We start from the raw sequence: 21600 nt of genomic DNA on the forward strand, positions 1-21600 counted from the left end.
GGAGCCCATGCCGCGATAAATCTTGTAGGTTCGTCCTTGGTACAAAATCTTCTCGCCCGGACTTTCCTCGGTGCCCGCGAACATGGAACCCATCATGACCGTGTCGGCTCCGGCCACCAGCGCCTTGACCACGTCGCCGGAAAACTTGATGCCTCCGTCGGCGATGCAGCAGCGGTCCGCCTCGCGGCAGGCACGCACGCATTCCATGATGGCCGTGACCTGCGGCACGCCCACGCCGGCCACGATACGGGTGGTGCAGATGGAACCCGGTCCGATGCCGACCTTGACCGCGTCCGCTCCGGCCGCGATAAGCGCCTTGGCCCCCCCGTAGGTGGCCACGTTGCCAGCGATAAGCTGCACGTCGGGCCATTCACTCTTGGTCGCCCGCACGGCGTCGAGGATGTTCTTGGAATGTCCATGGGCCGAATCCAAGACAATGACATCCGCTCCAGCCCTGACCAAGGCCTCCAACCGCTCGGCGCGGCCCTTGCCCACGCCAACGGCCGCGCCGACCCGCAGCCGACCCAGGTCGTCCTTGCAGGCATTGGGATACTTGCGAACCTTGTCGATGTCCTTGATGGTCAGCAAGCCCTTGAGTTTGTTGGCGTCGTCCACGACCAGGAGTTTTTCGATACGATTCTCGTGCAAGTGGCGCTTGGCATCCTCCAGGGAAATGCCGACCGGTACGGTGACCAGATTTTTGCTGGTCATGACCTCGCGGACCTGAACGCTCATTTCCGTGACAAAACGCACGTCACGATTGGTGACGATGCCCATCAGCTGATCGCCGAGAACTACCGGCAATCCGGAAATGCGGTAATCGCGCATGAGCTCCAGACAATGGCCGACGGTGTCGTCCGGCCCCACCGTGATGGGATCGACAATCATGCCCGACTCGGACTTCTTGACCTTGAGCACTTCCAGGGCCTGCTGCTCGATGGACATGTTCTTGTGGACGATACCGATGCCTCCGGCCCGGGCCAGGGAAATGGCCATCCGCGATTCCGTGACCGTGTCCATGGCCGCGCTCATGAACGGAATATTCAATTCAATGGTCTGGGTCAGCCGGGTGTTCAACACGACCTGATCCGGCAAAACCTCGGAGTAGGCCGGAACAAGCAGGACATCATCGAAAGTCAATGCCTTGCCAAGGATTTTATCCATATACATACCTCTTCCACGGTGGGAGGACTTGAATGTTTGCATCAAAACCCGGAGCTAGAGCCCCAAGTATGCCTTTTTGACATCCTCGTTGGAAAGCAGCGCCTGGGCCGAATCCTCCAACGTGATGCGACCGTTTTCCATGACATAGGCCCGGTGGGCGATTTTCAGGGCCTGGTTGGCGTTCTGCTCCACCAAGAACACGGTCGTTCCCATCTCGTTGACTTTCCGGATAATGTCGAAAATTTGGGCGATGATGATCGGCGCCAGCCCCAGGGACGGCTCGTCCAGCAAGAGCAGACGCGGCCGAGCCATGAGGGCGCGTGAAATCGCCAACATCTGCTGCTCGCCGCCGGAGAGGGTGCCGCCCATTTGTCGGCGACGTTCGGCCAGGATGGGAAAAAGCTCGAAGACATAGTCCAGATCCTTTAAAATCCCGTCCTTGTCGTTACGCAAAAACGCCCCCAGATCCAGATTCTCCATGACCGTCATCTCGGGGAAAATAAGCCGCCCCTCGGGAACCTGGGAAATGCCCATGCGCACGATGCGATCGGCTTTCATGGCGTCGATGCGCTGCCCCTCGAAAAGGATTTCCCCGCTCCGGGGCGGCACGCCGCCGCAGATGGACATCAGTGTCGTGCTCTTGCCCGCGCCGTTGGCACCAATCAAGGTCACGATCTCACCCTGGCGGATAACCAGGGAAATCTCGTGCAGGGCCTGGATATTGCCGTAGAACGTGCTGACATTTTTCAGCTCAAGCATGGGCTTCCTCCCCAAGATAAGCCTTGATGACCCGAGGGTCGCTACTGATCTGGGCCGGCGTTCCGCTGGCGATGAGGCATCCGTATTCCATGACGTAAATGCGCTCGGACAGGCTCATGACCATGCTCATGTCATGCTCGATAAGCAAAATGGCCATGTCCATCTCATCCCGGATCTTGAGCACCAGATGTTTGAGAGACTCGGTTTCCTGGGGATTCATGCCCGCGGCCGGTTCGTCCAACAGCAGGAGCGACGGCTCCGTGGCCAGGGCGCGCGCGATTTCCAGACGACGTTGGTCGCCATAGGGCAGATTGCAGGCCAGCTCGTTGTACGCCTTGTTAAGGCCGATGTATTTGAGAAGTTCGTAGGCGCGGTCCACGATTTCCTTTTCTTCCCGCCGAACCGATGCCGGCCGCAGCACCGCGCCCAAAATGCCCGCCCTGGTCCGACAATGCCGAGCGATCATGACGTTTTCAAGGACGCTCATATTCCTGAAAAGACGGATGTTCTGAAACGTCCTGGCCATGCCCAGGGCCGTGACCAGGTTGGGCTTCATGCCGTTGACCTTGGTCCGTTGCCCACCCTTGGCCGTGAACCAAACCTCCCCCTCGGTCGGGGTGTAAATACTGGTGATGCAGTTAAAAAACGTGGTCTTGCCCGCGCCGTTGGGACCGATCAAGGCCACGATTTCTCCCGTGGCGACGCGGAGGTCCACGTCGTTCAAGGCGCGCAGGCCGCCAAAATTCATGGACACGGACGTGACATCGAGTACCGCGTGCATCAAGCCTTTCCTCCGGAAGTTGCAGACAGGTCGGGGTCGTCGATCTCGTATTTCCGGCCCTGGGCCGGAATCAAGCCCTCGGGACGAAAGACCATCATCAGGACCATGGCCACGGAGAACATGATCATGCGGTATTCGGAAAAGGCACGCAGATACTCCGGCAATAGCACCAAGAAGGCCGAACCCAGAATGACGCCCAGATTGGAACCCATGCCGCCCAAAACCACGATGGATAAAATGATGGCGGATTCAAAAAAAGTAAAACTGGCCGGATTGATGAAGGTCGTCTTGGCCGCGAAAATAACGCCCGCGAAACCGGCCCAGGCCGTGCCCAAGCCGAAAGCCATGACCTTGACCCCCACCCGGTCGATGCCCATGGCCTCACAGGCGATCTCGTCCTCGCGCAGGGCCTGCAACGCGCGACCGATCCGGGAATCCTTGAGGCGGGACACGGCGACCACGGTAATCGCGGCCATGGCCAGCACGATGTAATAGATATAGATGTTGGCTCCGGCCACGGTCAGTTCCATGTTGAAAAGATCCGGCCGGGCGATGTTCGACACCCCGGAGGGACCGCCGGTGATGGAACTCCAATTTTCGAGCAACAAACGGACAATCTCGCCAAAGCCCAGGGTGACGATGGCCAGATAATCCCCCCGCAGACGCAGCACGGGAAAGGCCAGGGCCACGCCGGCCAAGGCCGCGACCAAACCGCCGATGGGCAGGGCCACCCAAAATCCAAGCCCAAAGTACTGATTGAGCAGGGCGTAACAGTACGCCCCAATGGCGTAAAACGCGGCGTGACCAAGAAAAAGCAGTCCGGCCACGCCGACGATGATGTTCAGACCCAACCCCAAAATGACATAAAGAAGAAAGGAAATGAGGATGTTGGTCTGGTAGGTGGTCACCAGCCAGGGAATAACCAAAAACAAGGCCAGGGCCACGCCCTGCAAGGCCTGGCTCGCGCCCCGATTCTCGCGCACCCTGGTCAACAGACTGGTCTTGCCCGTCTCGGCGGTCGGACCGCCCCCGGTCTCCTTGCGGCGCAGTGCCCAACGCCAGATATAGGACAAAACAAAACTGCCAATGCCGATCAGGGCCAGATTCTCCCAACGCCAGTCAATGGTGTTCTCGATGGTGTTGACGCGAATGACCATGATCGGAAAGGTCAGAAACATGAACCAGATGCTGACCAAAATCGATTTTTTGAGCTCGTGCATTGCTGTATCCCGATACGCAGGTTGCGAAAAACCTAGACCTTCTCGATCTTGGCCTTGCCCATGATACCCGAGGGGCGAAAAATCAAAAAGACCACCAGCAACGTGAACGCGAAGACATCCTCGTAATCACTGGAAATATAACCGGTGGCAAAGCTCTCGGACAAGCCCAGAAACAGGCCTCCAAGCATCGCTCCGGGAATGGACCCGATGCCCCCCAAGACCGCAGCGGTGAACGCCTTGATACCTGCCAGAAAGCCGATGGCGAAGTTGACCATGCCGACATGGGAGGCAATGAGCACGCCACCCAGCGCGGCCAGGGACGATCCCAGGATAAAGGTCACGGAAATGATCCTGTCGGCGTCGACGCCCAGGAGCATGGCCATTTTCCGGTTCTGGGCCGTGGCCCGCATGGCCTTGCCCATCTTGGTGTATTTGATGAACACGGTCAAAGCGGCCATGAACACGGCGCTGGTCGCGACAATGACAAAGTCGGACGAGGCGAACACATGGGAAATGGGCTCAAGAAAGGCAAATTCCGGGATCAAACTGGGGAAAGGCAAAAAGTCCGAGGTCTGGGCCAAAATGATATAGTTCTGCAAAAAGAGCGACATGCCGATGGCCGAAATGAGCGGCGACAGACGTCCGGCACCGCGCAAGGGCTTGTAGGCGATCTTTTCCATGGTGAAACCGTACCCGGCGCAATAAATAATGGCCACCACGGCCGCGATGACCAGGATCGCCGGGGCCGGAAATCCCATGAAACCCAGAGCGCTGGCCACGATCAGGCCGGTGAAGGCCCCAAGCATGTATACCTCGCCATGGGCGAAGTTGATCAGCTCGATGATGCCATAAACCATGGTATAGCCGATGGCGATCAGAGCGTAGATACTGCCTCGGGTCAGGCCCCCCAAGAAAAGTTCCAAAAAGTACTGCCAGTCCATATTTCCCTTCCCGCTCGGGACGCGGCATCCGCCTTTGAAAGCGGATGCATTGAAAACATCAAGGGACAGGCTTGGCCTGTCCCTTGATCAGATTACTTGAATCACCGCACCTTCACTTCAATTCCACGTACTTGCCACCCTGGACCTGGTACATGGAGAAGCCCACGCCCTCGGCATCGCCACGAGCGTCGAACTTGATGGTGCCCACCGAGGTGTCGACTTTTTCCGACCGCAGGGCGGCCATGATCTTCTCGGAATCCGTGGAATCGGCCTTGTCGATGGCATTCACCAGGGCCTGCATGGCGGCGTAGGCATTATCGAAAAACGCCCCGGGCTCGGCGCCAAATTCCGCGACATGCGCGGCACGCGCGGCCTTGTTCATTTCCAGACCGGATACGTCCTGGGGACCGGAGGCGTACACGCCCTCGGCCTCGGCGCCAGCGACCTTGATAAAGGTGTCATCCTTGACGCCGTCATCGGAGATGAACTTCACATCCACTTTTTTCTTTTTCAGCTGCGCCACGATTTTGGAGGCCTCGGGGTGATAGCCACCAAACAGAACCACATCAGCCTCGGCTCTGCGGATCTTCTGGACCACGGAGGAATAGTCGACAGCACCAGGGGTCACGCCCTCGAACAGAACGATTTCGGCCTTGCCGCCGTCCTTGATGAACTTCTGCGCGAATTCCGCATAGCCCTTGCCGTAATCACCCTTGTCGTGCAGCACGGCGATCTTCTTGGCGCCCAGCTTGGAGATGGCAAAATCAACACCCAGCTTGGCCTGGGCGTCGTCGGAGGCGATGGTGCGGAAAAAGGTCGGGTACTGGCCACTCTGGGTCAATTCCGGGTTGGTGGCGGACGGTGACATGGTCACGATCTTGGCTTCGGTGTAAATGGGCAAGGCCGCCTTGGTGGCGCCGGAGCAAATATGTCCCAGGACCACGACCGCGCCATCGGAAACAACCTTGGTGGCGGCATTGGTGGCCTTTTCCGGCTTGCACTCCTCGTCCTGCACCAAGAGCTCGATCTGCTTGCCGTCGATGCCGCCCTTGGCGTTGACGTCCTTGGCGACGAGCTTGGCCGCGTTGACCGTGGGCAGGCCATAGGAAGCCAGGTCACCGGTATGGGCTCCGGCCACGCCGATCTTGATGGTGTCGGCTCCAAAGGCCGGACTGGTCAACAGGGACAGACACGCCGCGATCACAAGACCAGAAAAACGTTTCATCGGATCCTCCACAGGTTCAAGTTACGAGTATCTACCAAGGGTCGGACATCACACCCTTGCGTGCGCGGAAACGAATCGAGGGCGTGTATCACCTGCTCCCCTCCGGTGTCAAATATGCACGGCTGGCCTCACTTTCCACCGAGTTCGCGTCGGGCGCTCTCGACCAGTTCCCGATCCTCGGGCTTGGCGTCGATCACGGTCTGGAAATGGCCCGCGGCCTTGTCCGGCTGCTCCAGGTAATGCTTGTATAGAATGCCCAAATTGAAATGGGCATGATAATTGGCCGGCTCGATGGCGAGCATGCGCTCGAACTGGTCGGCGGCCTCGGCGAACCGCTTGACCTCGAACAAACAAATGCCCTTCTGATTCAAGGCCATGACATCGTCTGGCGTCTTGTTCAAGATCATGTCCCAAAAAGAAACGGCCTTGTCCCAGGCCTCCATCTCCATGAAGGCCATGCCCAGGGAGCGCATGGCGTCCACGTCCTCGGGACGATCCTGCAGACGCTTCATCATGACCGAGATATTGGCCATTCCATCCATGTTCCCCATGCCCCCACCGGGCATCTCCCGGCGCTCCTCGTGCTGGACGATGGATGGATGCTCGACTCTGTACACCACGGTGGCGAACACGACCACCGCCAAGCAACCAAGCAGGAACATGATCACCCGTTTCCGGGCCGTGCTCGGAAAATTACCGTTCTCCATCAAGAATCTCCAATTGGCGCACCCGGCGCTCCAGTACACGATGTTGACGGGCCAGCAGCAACACGTAGCCCCCCACTCCAATCCAGATACAGACGTTGGCGATCAGCAGATAATTCACAAGACGCTCCGTGCTTAGGCGATGTTTTCCTGAATTCTGGCCAGAACGGCGTCGATCCTCCGCCGCAGGGCCTCGGTCTGGAACCGGGCCAGGACCAAGACCGCGCCAAGAATCCCCCAGGCCAAGATATTGATCCAAACCGTGGTCCACATTTCCGGCTCGAGCCCGCCCCCCTTGGACGCGAACACGGCCGGATGGATGGACCGCCACAACCGGGCCGACACAAAAACCAGCGGCACGTCCAAAAAGGCGACAATGCCCAGCACGGCCCGAACCCGCACCGCCTGTCCGCCGCCGACGCCACCGGCCCGCAACACCAGATACCCGCAGTAGACAAACCACATGACCAGCGTCGTGGACAGGCGTGGGTCCCAGGTCCACCAAGCATTCCAGGCCGCCCGGCCCCAGATGGAGCCCGTGATCAGGGCCAGGGTGCAAAAAAGAACGCCGATCTCGGCCAAGACCCCGGCCCAGACATCCCAGACGTCGCGTTTGGTCAGCAGAACCATGATGCTGGCCACGCACACGCCCAAAAAAGCGGCAAAAGCCCACCACGCCAAGGGAAGATGGAAATAGAAAACCTTCTGTATCAGCCCCATGGTCGCCTCTTCCGGCGCGTACACCCAAATGGCGTACTGTCCGGCGGCCATGAGGATCGCGGCCGTCACGGCCAACATCGTCAACAGCTTGCAATGAATCCGAAACATGGATCTATTCTCCACGAAAGACATGGGGAAAAAGAAAAAGGGCCGCGCCCGCGAAAACCGCGTCAAAGGCGAAAACCAAGCCGAACCAATCAGCCACGCCGCTTGCACCGCTCACGGCCGCGCCCGAAAGCAACCCGGTTCCGATCCGGATGCCGCCGAGCAGAAGCGGGATCTGCAAGGGAAAAACAATGATGGTCAAAAGCGCGTCCCGGGTCCCCTGGCCATGGCCCATGGCGCCGATAAGCCCGCCCAGAACGCACAGCCCCGCGTCCACGCCCAGCAGCATGAGGGCCACGAGGCCGGCGTCGCCGCGCAGGTCCACGCCCAGGAAAACCACGGCCGCCGGAAAAAAGAAAATCTGGCAGGCCGCGAGCAAGACCAGTCCGGCCAGGGTCTTGCCAAGCCACAAACTCTGCACCGGCAAGGGCGCCAGCAGCAGGGCCGTGGCCGTGTCGTTTTCTTCCTCGAAACGAAAAAGCAGGGAAAAAATCAAAACCACGCTAAACGAACTACACAGCCAAAAAATGGCCATGGCCTGTTGGACCGCGAAGCGCTCTCCGGGGGCGGCCGACAGGCTGAAGATAAAAACCAGCAGCAGGCCCAAGAGCACGGCCTGAACCGGCCCCTGGCCGTTGCCGCAGGCCAGGCGCAAATCCTTGGCCACGATGGTCAACGCGGGCCCGATCATGCGCCCTCCATCGAAAATTCCACGGCCGGACCGCAGTAGCGCATCTCCCGACCACACAGATGCAAAACCAAATCGGCGCGGCCCGTGTCGCGTTCCAGATCGTGGGAAATCCAGACAACCCCGGCCCCGCGTTCCCGAGCCGAGGCCAGCTCCCGATGCAGGAGGGCCTGGGAGGCCGTGTCCAATCCCGTGGCGGGCTCATCGAGAAACAACAAATCCGGCTCCACCAACAGTACCCGGGCCAGGGACAGGCGCTGCGCCATGCCACGCGAAAAGGTTCCCGCGTTTTCCAGGGCAAAGGCCTTGAGGCCCACCCGTTCCAGCAGGGCCAACAGGGCCGCGTCGTCCAGGCCGCGTCCGTGCAGTTTGTTCCAGAATTCCAGATTGGCCAGGGCGGTCAGGGAGGGATAGACAAAGGTCTGGTGGCCCATGAACGCCATCCCCGTGGCTGGCACGAACCGTTCGACCAGGCCCGACCGGGGGGCGGTCAGGCCGGCCATGATCTTGAGCAGGGTCGATTTGCCGGCGCCATTGGGACCGGCCACGAGCAGGACGCGACCGGAATCCAGATCGCAGGACACGCCTTTAAAAATCAGACGCGACCCATAAAAATGACTCACCCCCCGCAGGCGCAGCAGACTTCGCGCGCTCATCCCCGACGCTCGATCCGTCTCCAGCAGGCAAAGGCAACCAGACATGCCAGGGTGCCGCCAATCCAAATCCAGTTCACCAGGGGGTTGACGCTGACCTTGAGACTGACGGCCTCCTCCTCGTTGAAGGCGAGCAGGGTCGCATAGATTTCCTCGCCCAGGGATGGAATGACCGAAACCTCGGCAAAACTCTGCTCGAAGTTGCGATAGAGGCGCTTTTGCGGAGTCAGCACGCCCACCTCGCGGCCATCCCGGGTCACGACCAGTTGGGCCTCGTGCATATCCATGGCCGGATTGTCGTGGTCATGGCGCAGTCCTTGGTACGCGACCTCGTAAGCGCCCACGGTCATGCTCTGCCCCTTGGTCAGCATGGCCTCTTCCTCGATTTTATACGGGCCGGAAAAAGCCACGCCAATGACCATCAAGGCCACGCCCAGGTGCACGCCATAGGCGCCCCAGGATGGAAGAAAGGACCGCACGGCCTTGTTGCGCGCGAACATAAAGGAGATGGACACGATGATCATCACCCCCGCGGCGCCGGCCAGCAGGGCCACGGGCTGGGTATACCCCAGCGCGAAAAACGCCCCGGCCGCGACCAGACCGGCCACGATGGCCGCGCCCAGACCGACCTTGTCCCCGATCCCCCGCTTCTGGGCAAACCACGGGCACAAAGCCATGACCAACGCCAGAAAGGCGAACAAGGGCAGACAGACCCGGTTGTAGAAACCCGCGTCGAGACCCACCGGGTTCTCGCTCCACAGGGCGCTCAAAACCGGCCAGTTCACGCCCAAAAAGACGATTCCGGCCAGACACAGAAGCAACCAGGCGCCCAGAAAAAGCATGCCGGGACGGCTCATGAAGTCATCGACATGGGATGTATCGTCTCGCCGGGAGACCAGACACACGTACAGGGTCAGTCCGAGGCCGGCGATCATGAACACCAAGAGCGGGATTCCCATGCGGCTGCCGCCAAAGGCGTGCAAGGAATCGATCAGGCCGCTGCGAACGACGAAGGTGGCGTAAAAACACAAGAGCAGGGTCAGGGCGGCCATGAAGACATTGGTGCGCAGCAGGGTTTTGCGGGTGCGGCCGACAATGGCCGTGTGCATGTAGGCCGTGCCGGCCAGCCAGGGAATGAGCGAGGCGTTTTCCACCGGGTCCCAGGCCCAGTACCCACCCCAGCCAAGCTCCATGTACGACCACCACGCGCCCAGGATGATGCCGGCGGTCAGGGTGGTCCAGGCCACGATATTCCAGTTGCGCGATAAATCGAGCCAATCCTTGCCGTCTCCGGACAACCGCGAGGCCAAGGCCAGACAGCAGGGAATGGTATACGCGGCATATCCCATGAACAGAAGCGGCGGATGAAAAATCATGCCCGGATTCTGGAGCAGGGGATTCAGGCCGTGCCCCTCGGCGGGGACGGGATCCAGGCGCAGAAACGGGTTGCTCGGTCCGGTCAGGGCGAACAAAAAGAAAATTTCCACCAAGTAATAAAAAAGCCAGAAATAGACCTTGGTCCGCCCGTCCAGGCGGGAATAGCCGGGCGTGAAAATCATGCACCACCCCATGACGGCGATGCAGAGATACCAAAACAAAAACGAGCCGTTCTGCCCCGCCCAGAAGGCGGTCACGGCGTAAAACAAGGGCAGGAAGGTGTCCGTGTAATCCCGGACATAGGCAAAGGAAAAATCGCGTACGGCCAGGGCCTGCAGCAGGACCAGGGACACGATCGCGACCACCGCGGTCAGGGCCATCTGCCCTTTTTCGAGCAGGGCAACGGTCCCGAAATCTTCCTTGAGGGCCTTCGCGCCGGCAAGGGCGGTCAAGCCCACCGCGGCCAACATGCTGAGCAGCAATGCGGTGAAACTGATGGCGTGCATGAAATGTGGGTATCCTTACGTGTGGAAGTCAATAGAAACGAAACAGGGCCTAGCTCTCGTATCCAGGAGGACGCATCTGGCCCTTCTCGTTTTTCTCGTACTTGGACGGGCATTTGGTTAAAAGCGTGGCCGCCTCGAACTCGCGGGTCTGGGCATTGAATGCTCCTTCCAGAATAACCTCCACCCCTGGCTTGAACGTGTCCGGGACCGCGCCATGATAGTGGACGCGGATGGCCTGGGCGGGGTTGTCCTTGTCCAGGGCCGTGAAGGACACCCCTCGGCCCGTGGGATCAAGAACGACATTGTCGGCGGACACCGAGCCAAACAGCCGGGCCTGGGACAGCTCCTCGGCGGGCATGGCCAGCGCTTCGGACACATTGAGAAAATACACGGAATTCTGGGAAAGACCGCTGAAGACCAGATAGCCGATCCCGGCCCCGACCAGGAGGACGGCCACAAGATAGACCCATTTTTGATTCGTGGTAGTACTCATGCAATCTCCGGTTTGACTGTCGGCCGGTCCCTAGCATGGACCGGCGGGTCCTGTCACGACGCCGCGCGCGCCCGCTCGCGGCGTATCCACAACCTGATCGGTTTCGTCAACTTTTTCGTGACAAGGCTCGGCCGGCCCGAGTCACGCCTTGACCTAACCCCGCTTCCCGATCAAAAAAACCCATCTTTTTGGAAGGACAACACCCATGACAGGCATCGACACCATACTCCTGGACCGTGACGGAACCCTGATCGAGGAGCGACACTACCCGCGTGACCCGGCCGAAGTGGCCTTGATCCCAGGCGTGGCCCAGGCCATGCGCCGCTTGACGGACCAAGGCGTGCGTTTTTTCGTGATCAGCAACCAAAGCGGCATTGGCCGTGGCCTGCTGACCCTGGCCGAATATCACTCCGTGCGCGAACGGGTGGATGAACTTCTCGCCCTGGACGGGGCCAGCCTCGTCGACACGGTCTTTTGCCCACACGCGCCCGAGGCCAATTGTCCCTGCCGCAAGCCGCGCACGGGCCTGTGGGACCAGCTCGCCGCCCGCCACGACCTGAATCCCAAACACACGGCCATGGTGGGCGACAAAATGGCGGACATTGCCTTTGGCCTGGCCGTGGGCTGCGCCCAAACCGTTCTCGTCCTGACCGGCCATGGCATCCAGGAGGCCGAGAAACTGGGTCTGCCCGCCCCGGTCCAAGACGTCGCGGCCTGTCCGGCGGGTCCCAACCGACCCCACCTTTGTGCCCGCACCCTGACCGAATACCTCGATTGGCTTGTGCAAAAAAAGGACAGCGCGCATGCACATCGGATTTGACGCCAAGCGCTTCTTCCACAACGCCACGGGTCTGGGCAATTACGCCCGGAACACCATTGGCGGGTTGGTCGCCACCTTTCCTGAGCACCGCTACCTGCTCTACACACCAACCATTGGTGCACGATTTGGCACATCGGCCAGGCATCCATCCATGGTCGTGCAGGAAGCATGCCCCCTGGGCCGTTTTTTCCCGTCTCCGTGGCGCTCCCTGGGCATCCCGCGCGCGGCCCGGAAGGACAACCTGGACATCTACCACGGTCTGTCCCACGAATTGCCCCTGACCCCGTTCAGTCCCCGGACACGAACCGTGGTCACCATGCACGACCTGCTTTTTCTGACCCACCCCCATCTCTACCCCTGGGCGGACCGGCGCATCTACGCCCTCAAATACGGCGCCAGCTGTCGCCGGGCCGACATGGTGGTGGCCATCAGCCACAAAACGGCCAAGGACGTGGCGGACGCATTCGGTATCGCGCCGGAACGCATCCGCGTGGCGTATCAAAGCTGTGATCCCAGCTTTTACACCCTCCTTGACGACGATGAAAAAAAACGTGTCCAATCGGCGTATGGCCTGCCCGGCGCCTATATGTTGTTTGTCGGCTCGCTCATCCCGCGCAAGGGTGTCCAGACCCTGCTCGAAGCCGTGGCCATCCTGCCCCCGGCCGACCGCTTGCCCCTGGCCCTGATCGGCACCGGTCCCGAGGAAAACCGTCTCCGCGCCCAGGCCAAGGCCGCGGGACTCGAGCGGATGGTTCGTTTCCTGGGGCATGTTCCGGCCCAGGATTTGCCAGCCCTGTATCAGGCGGCCACGGCCTTTGTGTACCCATCCCACGGGGAAGGATTTGGCATCCCCATCCTGGAGGCGCTCTTCAGCCGGGTTCCGGTCATCACCTCCACTGGCTCCTGCTTCGCCGAGGCTGGTGGCGACGCAGCCCTGTACACCACCCCCACGGATGCTCCGGAACTGGCCGAGGCCATGCGCCGGGCGGTGCACGATACCGAGCTGCGCGCGGCCATGATCAACCGGGGAACGCTTCACGCGGCGCGTTTCCACCTTACGCGCACCTCGGAGCAACTCATGCGCATTTACACCGAACTTTGCCCCGGACGGCTTCCATGATCACCGCCACCGAGTGCCTGGTCGTGCGCCTGAGCGCCCTTGGCGACGCCATCCTGGCCACCGGAGTGCTCGAACACTGGCGCCGCGTCCGTGATCTGCGTTTTCACGTCCTGACCCGCAAGGCCCTGGCCCCGATCTTTGCCGGGCATCCGGCCGTGCGCGCCATCATCCCCGTGGACACGCCCGATTTGCGCCCGCTGCCCTGGCTGCGTCTGTGCCGCGACCTGGCCGCGCGCCATGCCCACATGCCCCTGATCGATCTTCACGGAAACCTGCGCACGGTCGCGCTCCGCCAGCTCTGGAAAGGGCCAACCCATGCCTATGCCAAGATGGGCCTGACGCGCCGCCTGTTCCTGGCCACCCGGCAGCCGTTTTTCGCCCGCCGTCTGCGCGCCCTCAATGTTCCCCAGCGCTACAGCCTGGCTCTGGACGCCACCGCGCCGGAGGCGGCCCAGGTCCGGCCGGTTATTTTTTTGGACACCAACGAACTGACCCAGGGCGCGACAATCCTAGCCGAACGAAATCTGCGCCGGCCCATCGCCATCCACCCCTTTGCCACGCATCCAGCCAAGTCCCCGGCCGCGACAATCTGGAGGGCACTGATTGACGACCTGCGCGCCAGCGGCCACGATGTCGTTGTCGTGGGGCAAGCCATGACGCCGCTTTACCCAGACCAACCCTTCGATCTGACCAATGCCACGGACCTGCGCCAAACAGCAGCCGTCCTGGCCGCCAGCCAATGCCTGATCAGCGGCGATTCCGGGCCCATGCACCTGGCCACGGCCGTGGGCACCCCCTGCATCGCCCTCTTTGGTCCCACCACCCGCGAATGGGGCTTTTATCCTTCGGGGCCCCATGACATCGTCCACCAAAGCCCCTGCCCGGACGCACCCTGCTCCCTGCATGGGCAAAATACCTGCACCCGGAACAACGCCTGCATGCGCGGCATCTCGGCGGAATTGATCCGCGATCTGCTTCGATCCCTGCCAAGAGAGGATTGAGCACCAGCGGCCCATGGACAGCCTCGTGCCGGACAACTTCCCCTTGACGAAAATATGGTTTATTTAATAGTAACGATTATCAAAATTTGACCAAGGTATTTTGTCATGAAGGAATTCCTGGGAAAAGACATGCGCCTGACCAACCAGCGGAAGATCATCCTGGAAGAACTGCGCGCGGTGACCAGTCATCCCACGGCGGATGAAATCTATGGGCTGGTCCGCAAACGCTTGCCGCGCATCAGCCTCGGAACCGTCTACCGCAACCTCGAGGTGCTCAGCGCCCTGGGCCTGATCCGCAAGTTGGAAAACGCGGCGGGACAAAAGCGGTTTGACGGCGATATCCGCCCGCACCATCACATCCGCTGCGAAATTTGCGGCACAATCGGGGACATCTTCGACGCGCCGGACACCAGCGGCATTGAATTCGGACTCAAAACAGATTTCCAGGTCACCGGACACACCCTTGAGTTCAGCGGTATTTGTCCTGAGTGCCAAAAAAAACAACATATTACACAATGACACCCGTTTCGCTCCCGGCCCGGTACATGCCCTTGGCGTGACCGAGCCAAAGTGTCATCCGGTCAAAAAACTGGATCAGCTCGTTCTTTTCTGGTAATCCCGTTTGGTAATTCCTCTAATCGCTACAAAGGAGAAGAAATGGCTACACCACTGGAAGTTTACAAATGCGAACTGTGTGGAAATATTGTCGAAGTCATGCACGGCGGCAAAGGCACACTGGTGTGCTGCGGCGAGGACATGAAGCTCATGGTCGAAGGAACCGTGGACGCGGCGCGTGAAAAGCACATCCCGGTCATCCAGAAAACCGCCAACGGCTACAAGGTCATCGTGGGCGAAGTGGCCCATCCCATGCTCGATAACCACTATATTGAATGGATCGAACTCATCGCCGATGGCAAGGTCTACCGTCAGGATCTCAAACCCGGCCAGGCCCCCGAGGCCGAGTTCTGCATCCAGGCCGAAAAGGTCACGGCGCGTGAATACTGTAACCTGCATGGCCACTGGAAGGCCGAAAACTAACCAACACAAGGAGAACTTCAATGGATAAATACGTCTGCACTCTTTGCGGCTATGTGTATGACCCGGCAGTTGGCGACCCGGACAGCGGCATCGCGCCCGGCACCAAATTCGAAGATATTCCCGATGACTGGACCTGCCCCGTGTGCGGTGCCGGCAAGGACGATTTCACCAAGGAAAGCTAACCCCTCCAGGGCTCCGCTCGGGATGAACCCGGGCGGAGCCTTTCTTCATCCTCCGGCCACGCGCGTGGCCGTATCCCGTAAGGAAAGCGCAATGTCCGCAACCGAAATCAAAAAAGGAATTTATTGGGTTGGAATCGTGGATTGGAACCTCCACGATTTCCACGGATACTCCCAGGCCTCCCAAGGCACCACCTACAACGCCTACCTGGTCGTCGACGACAAGATCACCCTGTTCGACTCCGTTCCGGCCAAGTTCCAGATGGACCTCTACCACCAGATCCGGCCCATCGTGCCCCTGGAAAAAATCGACTACATCGTCTGCAACCACGTCGAGCCCGACCATTCCGGCGCCTTGCCCTTTTTGATGGACAAAATCCGGCCGGAAAAACTCATCTGCTCCAAAATGGGGCACCGCATGCTGCTCGACCACTTCCATCAGCCGGACTGGCCCTACCATCCGGTCCAGACCGGGGATTCCATCAGCCTGGGCAAGCACACCGTGCAGTTCATCGAAACCCGCATGCTGCACTGGCCGGACTCCATGTTCTCCTACCTTCCCGAAGCAAAACTGCTGATCTCCAACGACGGTTTCGGCCAGAACATCGCCTCCAGCGAACGCTTCGACGACGAAGTGGATCTGTCCATGCTCATGGCCGCCACATCCCACTACTACCACAACATCATCCTGCCCTACTCCTCGCGGGTTCTGGCCGTGCTCGACCAGGTCGCGAAGATGGGCCTTGAAATCGACATGATCGCCCCGGATCACGGCATCATCTGGCGCAAGCATGTCCAGCTCATTCTGGACACCTACCGCGAATATGCACTGCAAAAGCCGCATAAAAAAGCAGTCATCGCCTATGAAACCATGTGGCATTCCACGGAAAAAATGGCCAAGGCCATCGCCGAGGGACTCATGGAGGAAGGCGTGTCCGTCAAGCTCATGCATCTCAAGCAGTACCACCACAGCGACGTCATGGCCGAACTGGCCGACGCCACGGGCATTCTCTGCGGCTCGCCGACCCACAACAACGGCATTCTGCCGCTGATGGCCGACTTTTTGACCTACATGAAGGGTCTGCGTCCCGAAGGGCGCATCGGCGCGGCGTTTGGCTCCTATGGCTGGAGCGGCGAATGCGTGAACGTCATCGCGGACTGGCTCAAGTCGGCCAAGGTGGATGTCATCGAACCCGGCGCCAAGGCCAAAAACGTGCCCGACCATGCCAAACTGGCCGAGTGCAAGGAATTGGGACGCCAAGTCGGCAGGGCCATCGTGGCCAAAGTGGAAGCGGGAGCCTAGGAGCGCCGCATGCCCACCGGCAGAGAAACCAAACGCCGCGTGCTCGACATTTTGGGCGGCGAAGACTGGGAGTCCGGATTGGACACCATCCTGGCCTTGCCCGCCCAAAGTGTCATCGGGCCGCTCTTTTCCGCCCTGTGCGCCTCGTCCCCGGCCATTCGCTGGCATGCCATCACTGCCTTTGGGCTGGTGCTGGCCGGCATGGCCAAGGCCACGCCGGAAAAGGCCCGGATCGTCATGCGCCGATTCATCTGGAGCCTCAACGACGAATCCGGCGGCATCGGCTGGGGCGCGCCCGAGGCCATGGCCGAAATCGTTTGCCAGAGCCCTCTCCTGGCGTCCGAATATCACAACCACGTGCTGGCCTACATCCATGAAGACCACTGCCGCCCGGACTGTTACCTGGAACACGCGCCCCTGCGACGTGGCGCTATCTGGGGTGTGGGCCGCATGGCCCAGGTCCGGCCGGATCTGGCCATCAAGGCCGAGGCGGATCTCCTCCGCGCCCTAACGGATTGTGACGCGCCCATTCGCGGCCTGGCCGCCTGGGCCTGCGGTCATCTGGGCCTGACCTCGGCCCTGCCCGGCATCAAGGCCATGACCGATGACCACACCCCCATGGAATTGTACCAGGATCGCCATCTGTGGCAAACCACTCCCGCGACTCTGGCCAGGGAGGCCATGACCCGGATCACGGGCGCCCGGCCCGCAAACGACTAAAGGAGATTTTCTATGGATGTGCTCATGTTATCCAGGCTCCAGTTTGCCATGGCGACCATGTTTCATTTCATCTTCGTGCCCCTGACATTGGGGCTGTCCATTCTGGTCGCCATCATGGAGACCAAGTATGTACGCACCGGCGATGAAATGTACAAACGCATGACCAAATTCTGGGGCAAACTTTTTGTCATCAACTTCGTGCTCGGCGTGGTCACCGGTATCACGCTGGAATTCCAATTCGGCACCAACTGGTCCCGCTACTCCGAATACGTCGGCGACATCTTTGGCTCGCTGCTGGCCATCGAGGCCACGGTGGCCTTTTTCCTGGAATCAACCTTTCTGGGCGCGTGGATTTTCGGCTGGGACAAGCTCTCGCCCAAAATGCACGCGGCCTGCATCTGGCTGGTGGCCATCGCCTCCAATGTCTCGGCCCTGTGGATTCTGATCGCCAACGCCTTCATGCAGAATCCCGTGGGCTACGTGATCCGCAACGGCCGGGCCGAGCTGGACAGCTTTCTCGCCGTGATCGGCAACAGCTTTGCCTGGGAACAGTATTTCCATACCCTGAGCGGCGCCTTCGCCCTGGCCGGCTTCTTCCTCATGGGCGTGTCCAGCTATCATCTGCTCAAGAAAAATCAGATCGACTTCTTCACCCACTCGTTCAAGCTCGGCATGGTTTTCGCCCTGATCTTCTCCGTGGCCGTGGCGGTCCAGGGGCATCACCACGCCCAGGCCGTGACGCAAATCCAACCGGCCAAGCTCGCGGCCATGGAAGCCTTGTGGGAAACCCACGAAGATGGCGCGCCCATGTACCTGCTCGCGCTGCCGGATGAAGAAAACGAAAAAAACGCCATCGAACTCTTCGGCATCCCCGGCGCCCTGTCCTTCCTGGCCCACAATTCCTTCTCCGCCCCCATCAAGGGTCTCAAGGAATGGCCCAAGGACGAGCGGCCCCCCGTGCTGCTGACCTTCCTGTCTTTCCGGGCCATGGTCGGCATCGGCACCTTGATGCCCATCCTGTGCATCTGGGCCTTCCTGAAGCGCAACAAGCTGACAGAAACGCCCAGGCTGCTCAAGGCCATGCTCTTCGCCATTCCCCTGCCCTATCTGGCCATCGAGGCCGGATGGGTCGTGGCCGAAGTCGGCCGCCAGCCCTGGATCGTGTACGGCATGATGAAAACGGCCGACGCGGTCTCGCCCATTGTCACATCCCAGGTGGCCTTCTCGCTGGTGGCCCTGACCCTGCTTTACGCCCTGCTTGGCGCGGTGGATATCTTCCTGCTCTTCAAATTCGCCAAAAAAGGCCCGGCTCAAGTCTAACCCGTTCGGACAGTCAAGGAGGATTCATACATGCTCGAAACCATCTGGTTCCTACTCTGGGGAATACTCTGGGCCGTCTATTTCGTTCTGGACGGCTATGATCTGGGCGTGGGCAGCCTGCTCCCGGTCCTCGGCAAGACCGACCGCGACCGCCGCGTCATGCTCAATGCCATGGGACCGTTCTGGGACGGCAACGAGGTGTGGCTGATCACCGCCGGCGGCGTGACCTTCGCGGCCTTCCCCAAGGCCTATGCGGTCATGTTCAGCGGCCTCTACACGCCGCTCATGCTGCTGCTCTTCGCCCTGATCATCCGGGGCGTGTCCCTGGAGTTCAGACATCAGGTCGACAGCGCGGCCTGGCGCAAAGTCTGGGACTGGGGAGCGACCATCGGCAGCTTCCTGCCGGCCCTGCTTCTGGGCGTGGCCTTCGCCAACATCTTCATGGGCCTGCCCCTGGACGAAAAGGGCGTCTTCCAGGGCAATCTATTCACCCTGCTCAATCCCTATGGTCTGGCCGGAGGCGTGCTGTTTGTGTTGCTTTTTGTCATGCACGGCGCCCTGTGGCTGACGACCAAAACCGACGGGGACCTGCAGCGGCGCGCCGCCATCCTGGCCCGCCGCCTCTGGCCCGTGCTGACGGCGGCCATCGGTCTCTTCGTGGTCATGACGGCCATCTTCACCAATCTGCTGACAAATTATCTGGCCAACCCGCTGATGCTGGTTCTCCTCGTCGTACCAGTACTGGCGCTCCTGCTGCTGCGCCAACAAATCGGTCGGGAAGACTGGTGGTTCGCCTGGGGCCTGTCGGCCGTGCTCATCGCTGGGCTGGCCATTTTCGGCGTGGTCGGACTGTACCCGGCTCTATTGCCGTCGAGCATCGACCCGGCCAATTCCATCACCATCACCAACGGCGCCTCCAGCCCGCTGACGCTCAAAATCATGCTCGCCGTGGCCCTGATCTTCGTCCCCATTGTCGCGGCCTACCAGTTCTGGCTGTACCGAACCTTCAGTCACAAGATCACGGACGCGGAATTGACCAAGGACGGGGCGTATTAACGGCGCTCCCGCGCATCGAAAACTAACGCCGGGGCGGGTGGCCGCCCCGATTTTTCCCAGTCCAGCATACAACCTTCACACAAAGACGGTTTCCCGCAGCAACCAACTGCTCTTGCCTTCTTTCGACCCAACACACTTAATATTTTATAATTCTGGCCGTCTTGGACTCAGTCAGCCCCCCAAAACGGCGCACGGCGTCTCCATCTCAGATGGTGACGCCGCGCATTGATTGATAGAAACGGGCATCTGGTCCGAATGGTTTAAACCCTGAACTGTCCCACCAACCCCTTAAGCTGTTCAGCGAGCTTGGAAAGCTCCACTGCACTAACCTGGACCTGCTCCCCGCCAGAACGAATGTCCCCGGAAATAGTGTCGATGGAGGAGATGTCCTTGGTGATATCTCGGGAGACCGTCGACATTTCCGACGATCGCCTGTTGGCGTCCTGGACATCGCTCGTGGCATGCGAAATGTTCTCGGACACCTCGCGGGTCACGGCCGACTGTTCCTCAATGGCGGCGGCGATGGTGGTCACGATAGCGTTCACATCGCTGATGACCTGCACAATGCTGCCAATATCGTTCACCGCACTGCCCGTGGCTGTCTGGATGCCACCAATACGTTCCCGGATGTCGCTGGTGGCTTCGGCCGTCTTCTGGGCCAATTCCTTGATCTCGTTGGCAACCACGGCGAAGCCACGACCCGCGTCACCAGCCCTGGCCGCTTCGATCGTGGCGTTCAGAGCCAGAAGGTTGGTCTGCGATGAAATGGCGGAGATGGTTTCCGTGACTTTCCCAATCTCCTGGGCCGCATTACCTAGGCTACGCAAAACCCCGGCAAAATTTTCCACGTCGTGTGCCGCACTGTCGGTGGTGCCACGGGCTCGTTCGGTGTTGCCCGCGATCTCGCCAATGGTTGACGTCATTTCTTCGGTGGCTGCTGCTACCGAAGACAGATTGGATGTGGTTTCCTCCATGCCGGCAGCCACCGAGGCAATATTGGCGCTCATTTCTTCGGCCGCAGTGGCCACGGTGGAGGTTCTGGACGACAGAGATTTCACATTTTCGCTGGTTTGACTGCTCACGGCCGAAAGTTCGGTAGCAGCAGAGGCCACTGTCTGGGCATTGGTGCTTATTTCGGCGATGATGCGCTGCAGTTTATCGACAAAGGTGTTGAAGTACTGCGCCAGCATTCCGATTTCGTCCTTGGTTGCCACCGGCAGACGTTTGGTCAGGTCGCCCTCGCCCTCGGAAATGTCCTTCAACAAATCGACACAGTTCTTGACCGGAAGCAGAACCATGCGGCTGATGATCAGGGCAATGACAATACCGATGGCAAAAAAAACGAGGGAGGCCAGGGCAATCATCCAGCGCATCTGATAAATGGCGGCCAGCACGTCATCCTGCATTGCGCCCACGGCAATGGACCAGCCCGTACCTTCAATCGGGGCAAATCCAAAGAAACGATCCATGCCCATGAACGGATACTGGTCGAATCCGGACTCACCACTGATCATGCGACCAAACATGGCTGAAAGACGGGCGTACTCGGAATTGGTCTTACCCTCTTCAAAAAAATTTTTCTGATCCAGAACAAACTGTCTGTTGCCGTGAGCAATAAGCACACCCTTGGTGTCGATGACGTAGGAATAGCCCTTTTGGCCGTATTTGATACTGTCCGTGATTTCGCTGAGCATCGTCGCATCAAGA

24 protein-coding genes are annotated in these 21600 nt (G+C 60.0%); 10 read left to right on the top strand and 14 right to left on the bottom strand.

Annotation, left to right across the window (positions count from 1 at the left end; translation table 11 throughout):
- The 13 genes from guaB to EOL86_04410 form a co-directional block, all read right to left on the bottom strand.
- Nucleotides 1-1164 (bottom strand): IMP dehydrogenase (gene guaB / locus EOL86_04350; protein NCD24812.1); only part of this gene is annotated, 1164 nt, incomplete at its 3' end.
- Nucleotides 1165-1218: 54 nt separating this feature from the next.
- Nucleotides 1219-1923 (bottom strand): ABC transporter ATP-binding protein, encoded by a 705-nt coding sequence (locus EOL86_04355; protein NCD24813.1) that lies wholly within the window; start codon nucleotides 1921-1923, stop codon nucleotides 1219-1221.
- Nucleotides 1916-2704 (bottom strand): ABC transporter ATP-binding protein, encoded by a 789-nt coding sequence (locus EOL86_04360; protein ID NCD24814.1) that lies wholly within the window; start codon nucleotides 2702-2704, stop codon nucleotides 1916-1918. Before EOL86_04360 ends, EOL86_04355 begins: the two co-directional genes overlap by 8 nt.
- On the bottom strand, nucleotides 2704-3924 hold the full coding sequence (gene livM / locus EOL86_04365; protein ID NCD24815.1) for a high-affinity branched-chain amino acid ABC transporter permease LivM: 1221 nt from the start codon (nucleotides 3922-3924) through the stop codon (nucleotides 2704-2706). The genes EOL86_04360 and livM overlap by 1 nt, the downstream gene beginning before the upstream one ends.
- 32 nt (nucleotides 3925-3956) lie before the next feature.
- Nucleotides 3957-4865, bottom strand: a complete 909-nt coding sequence (locus tag EOL86_04370; GenBank protein ID NCD24816.1) for a branched-chain amino acid ABC transporter permease LivH — start codon at nucleotides 4863-4865, stop codon at nucleotides 3957-3959.
- Nucleotides 4866-4977: 112 nt separating this feature from the next.
- Complete coding sequence (locus tag EOL86_04375) at nucleotides 4978-6090, bottom strand: branched-chain amino acid ABC transporter substrate-binding protein (protein NCD24817.1); 1113 nt, start codon at nucleotides 6088-6090, stop codon at nucleotides 4978-4980.
- A 128-nt stretch (nucleotides 6091-6218) separates the two neighbouring features.
- Nucleotides 6219-6797 carry a tetratricopeptide repeat protein gene (locus EOL86_04380; protein NCD24818.1) on the bottom strand — a complete coding sequence of 193 codons (579 nt, stop codon included), beginning with the start codon at nucleotides 6795-6797 and terminating at the stop codon, nucleotides 6219-6221.
- Complete coding sequence (locus EOL86_04385; protein NCD24819.1) at nucleotides 6784-6915, bottom strand: CcmD family protein; 132 nt, start codon at nucleotides 6913-6915, stop codon at nucleotides 6784-6786. Before EOL86_04385 ends, EOL86_04380 begins: the two co-directional genes overlap by 14 nt.
- A gap of 14 nt (nucleotides 6916-6929) precedes the next feature.
- Nucleotides 6930-7622: a cytochrome C biogenesis protein CcmC gene (locus EOL86_04390; protein NCD24820.1), complete on the bottom strand. Its 693-nt coding sequence runs from the start codon at nucleotides 7620-7622 to the stop codon at nucleotides 6930-6932.
- 4 nt (nucleotides 7623-7626) lie between these two features.
- The gene (locus tag EOL86_04395) at nucleotides 7627-8310 is read right to left on the bottom strand and encodes a heme ABC transporter permease CcmB (GenBank protein ID NCD24821.1); all 684 of its coding nucleotides are present in this window, start codon (nucleotides 8308-8310) and stop codon (nucleotides 7627-7629) included.
- Nucleotides 8307-8963: an ABC transporter ATP-binding protein gene (locus EOL86_04400; GenBank protein ID NCD24822.1), complete on the bottom strand. Its 657-nt coding sequence runs from the start codon at nucleotides 8961-8963 to the stop codon at nucleotides 8307-8309. The genes EOL86_04395 and EOL86_04400 overlap by 4 nt, the downstream gene beginning before the upstream one ends.
- Complete coding sequence (locus EOL86_04405) at nucleotides 8960-10843, bottom strand: heme lyase CcmF/NrfE family subunit (GenBank protein NCD24823.1); 1884 nt, start codon at nucleotides 10841-10843, stop codon at nucleotides 8960-8962. Before EOL86_04405 ends, EOL86_04400 begins: the two co-directional genes overlap by 4 nt.
- A gap of 49 nt (nucleotides 10844-10892) precedes the next feature.
- Nucleotides 10893-11336, bottom strand: a complete 444-nt coding sequence (locus tag EOL86_04410; GenBank protein NCD24824.1) for a cytochrome c maturation protein CcmE — start codon at nucleotides 11334-11336, stop codon at nucleotides 10893-10895.
- Between the two features lie 205 nt (nucleotides 11337-11541).
- Between EOL86_04410 and EOL86_04415 the strand changes: the two genes are divergently transcribed.
- The 10 genes from EOL86_04415 to cydB all read left to right on the top strand — a co-directional run bounded on the left by EOL86_04415 (nucleotide 11542) and on the right by cydB (nucleotide 19893).
- The gene (locus tag EOL86_04415; GenBank protein ID NCD24825.1) at nucleotides 11542-12156 is read left to right on the top strand and encodes an HAD family hydrolase; all 615 of its coding nucleotides are present in this window, start codon (nucleotides 11542-11544) and stop codon (nucleotides 12154-12156) included.
- Nucleotides 12140-13276 (top strand): glycosyltransferase family 1 protein, encoded by a 1137-nt coding sequence (locus EOL86_04420; GenBank protein NCD24826.1) that lies wholly within the window; start codon nucleotides 12140-12142, stop codon nucleotides 13274-13276. The genes EOL86_04415 and EOL86_04420 overlap by 17 nt, the downstream gene beginning before the upstream one ends.
- Complete coding sequence (locus EOL86_04425) at nucleotides 13273-14277, top strand: glycosyltransferase family 9 protein (GenBank protein NCD24827.1); 1005 nt, start codon at nucleotides 13273-13275, stop codon at nucleotides 14275-14277. Before EOL86_04420 ends, EOL86_04425 begins: the two co-directional genes overlap by 4 nt.
- A gap of 105 nt (nucleotides 14278-14382) precedes the next feature.
- A complete protein-coding gene (locus EOL86_04430; GenBank protein ID NCD24828.1) occupies nucleotides 14383-14796 on the top strand; it encodes a transcriptional repressor in 414 nt (137 codons plus the stop codon).
- 138 nt (nucleotides 14797-14934) lie between these two features.
- Nucleotides 14935-15315: a desulfoferrodoxin gene (locus EOL86_04435; protein ID NCD24829.1), complete on the top strand. Its 381-nt coding sequence runs from the start codon at nucleotides 14935-14937 to the stop codon at nucleotides 15313-15315.
- A 20-nt stretch (nucleotides 15316-15335) separates the two neighbouring features.
- Nucleotides 15336-15497, top strand: a complete 162-nt coding sequence (locus EOL86_04440) for a rubredoxin (protein NCD24830.1) — start codon at nucleotides 15336-15338, stop codon at nucleotides 15495-15497.
- Nucleotides 15498-15588: 91 nt separating this feature from the next.
- Nucleotides 15589-16797 carry an FprA family A-type flavoprotein gene (locus tag EOL86_04445; protein ID NCD24831.1) on the top strand — a complete coding sequence of 403 codons (1209 nt, stop codon included), beginning with the start codon at nucleotides 15589-15591 and terminating at the stop codon, nucleotides 16795-16797.
- Between the two features lie 9 nt (nucleotides 16798-16806).
- A complete protein-coding gene (locus EOL86_04450; protein ID NCD24832.1) occupies nucleotides 16807-17517 on the top strand; it encodes a HEAT repeat domain-containing protein in 711 nt (236 codons plus the stop codon).
- Nucleotides 17518-17529: 12 nt separating this feature from the next.
- Complete coding sequence (locus tag EOL86_04455) at nucleotides 17530-18837, top strand: cytochrome ubiquinol oxidase subunit I (protein NCD24833.1); 1308 nt, start codon at nucleotides 17530-17532, stop codon at nucleotides 18835-18837.
- 30 nt (nucleotides 18838-18867) lie between these two features.
- Nucleotides 18868-19893, top strand: a complete 1026-nt coding sequence (gene cydB / locus EOL86_04460) for a cytochrome d ubiquinol oxidase subunit II (protein ID NCD24834.1) — start codon at nucleotides 18868-18870, stop codon at nucleotides 19891-19893.
- Between the two features lie 260 nt (nucleotides 19894-20153).
- On the opposite strand, the gene EOL86_04465 is transcribed toward cydB, so the two are convergent.
- Entirely contained in the window at nucleotides 20154-21587 is a 1434-nt protein-coding gene (locus tag EOL86_04465) for a methyl-accepting chemotaxis protein (GenBank protein ID NCD24835.1), read from the bottom strand.
- Between the last annotated feature and the right edge of the window lie 13 nt (nucleotides 21588-21600).

It is taken from the genome of Deltaproteobacteria bacterium, from assembly GCA_009930495.1.
GTDB lineage: Bacteria > Desulfobacterota > Desulfovibrionia > Desulfovibrionales > Desulfomicrobiaceae > Desulfomicrobium.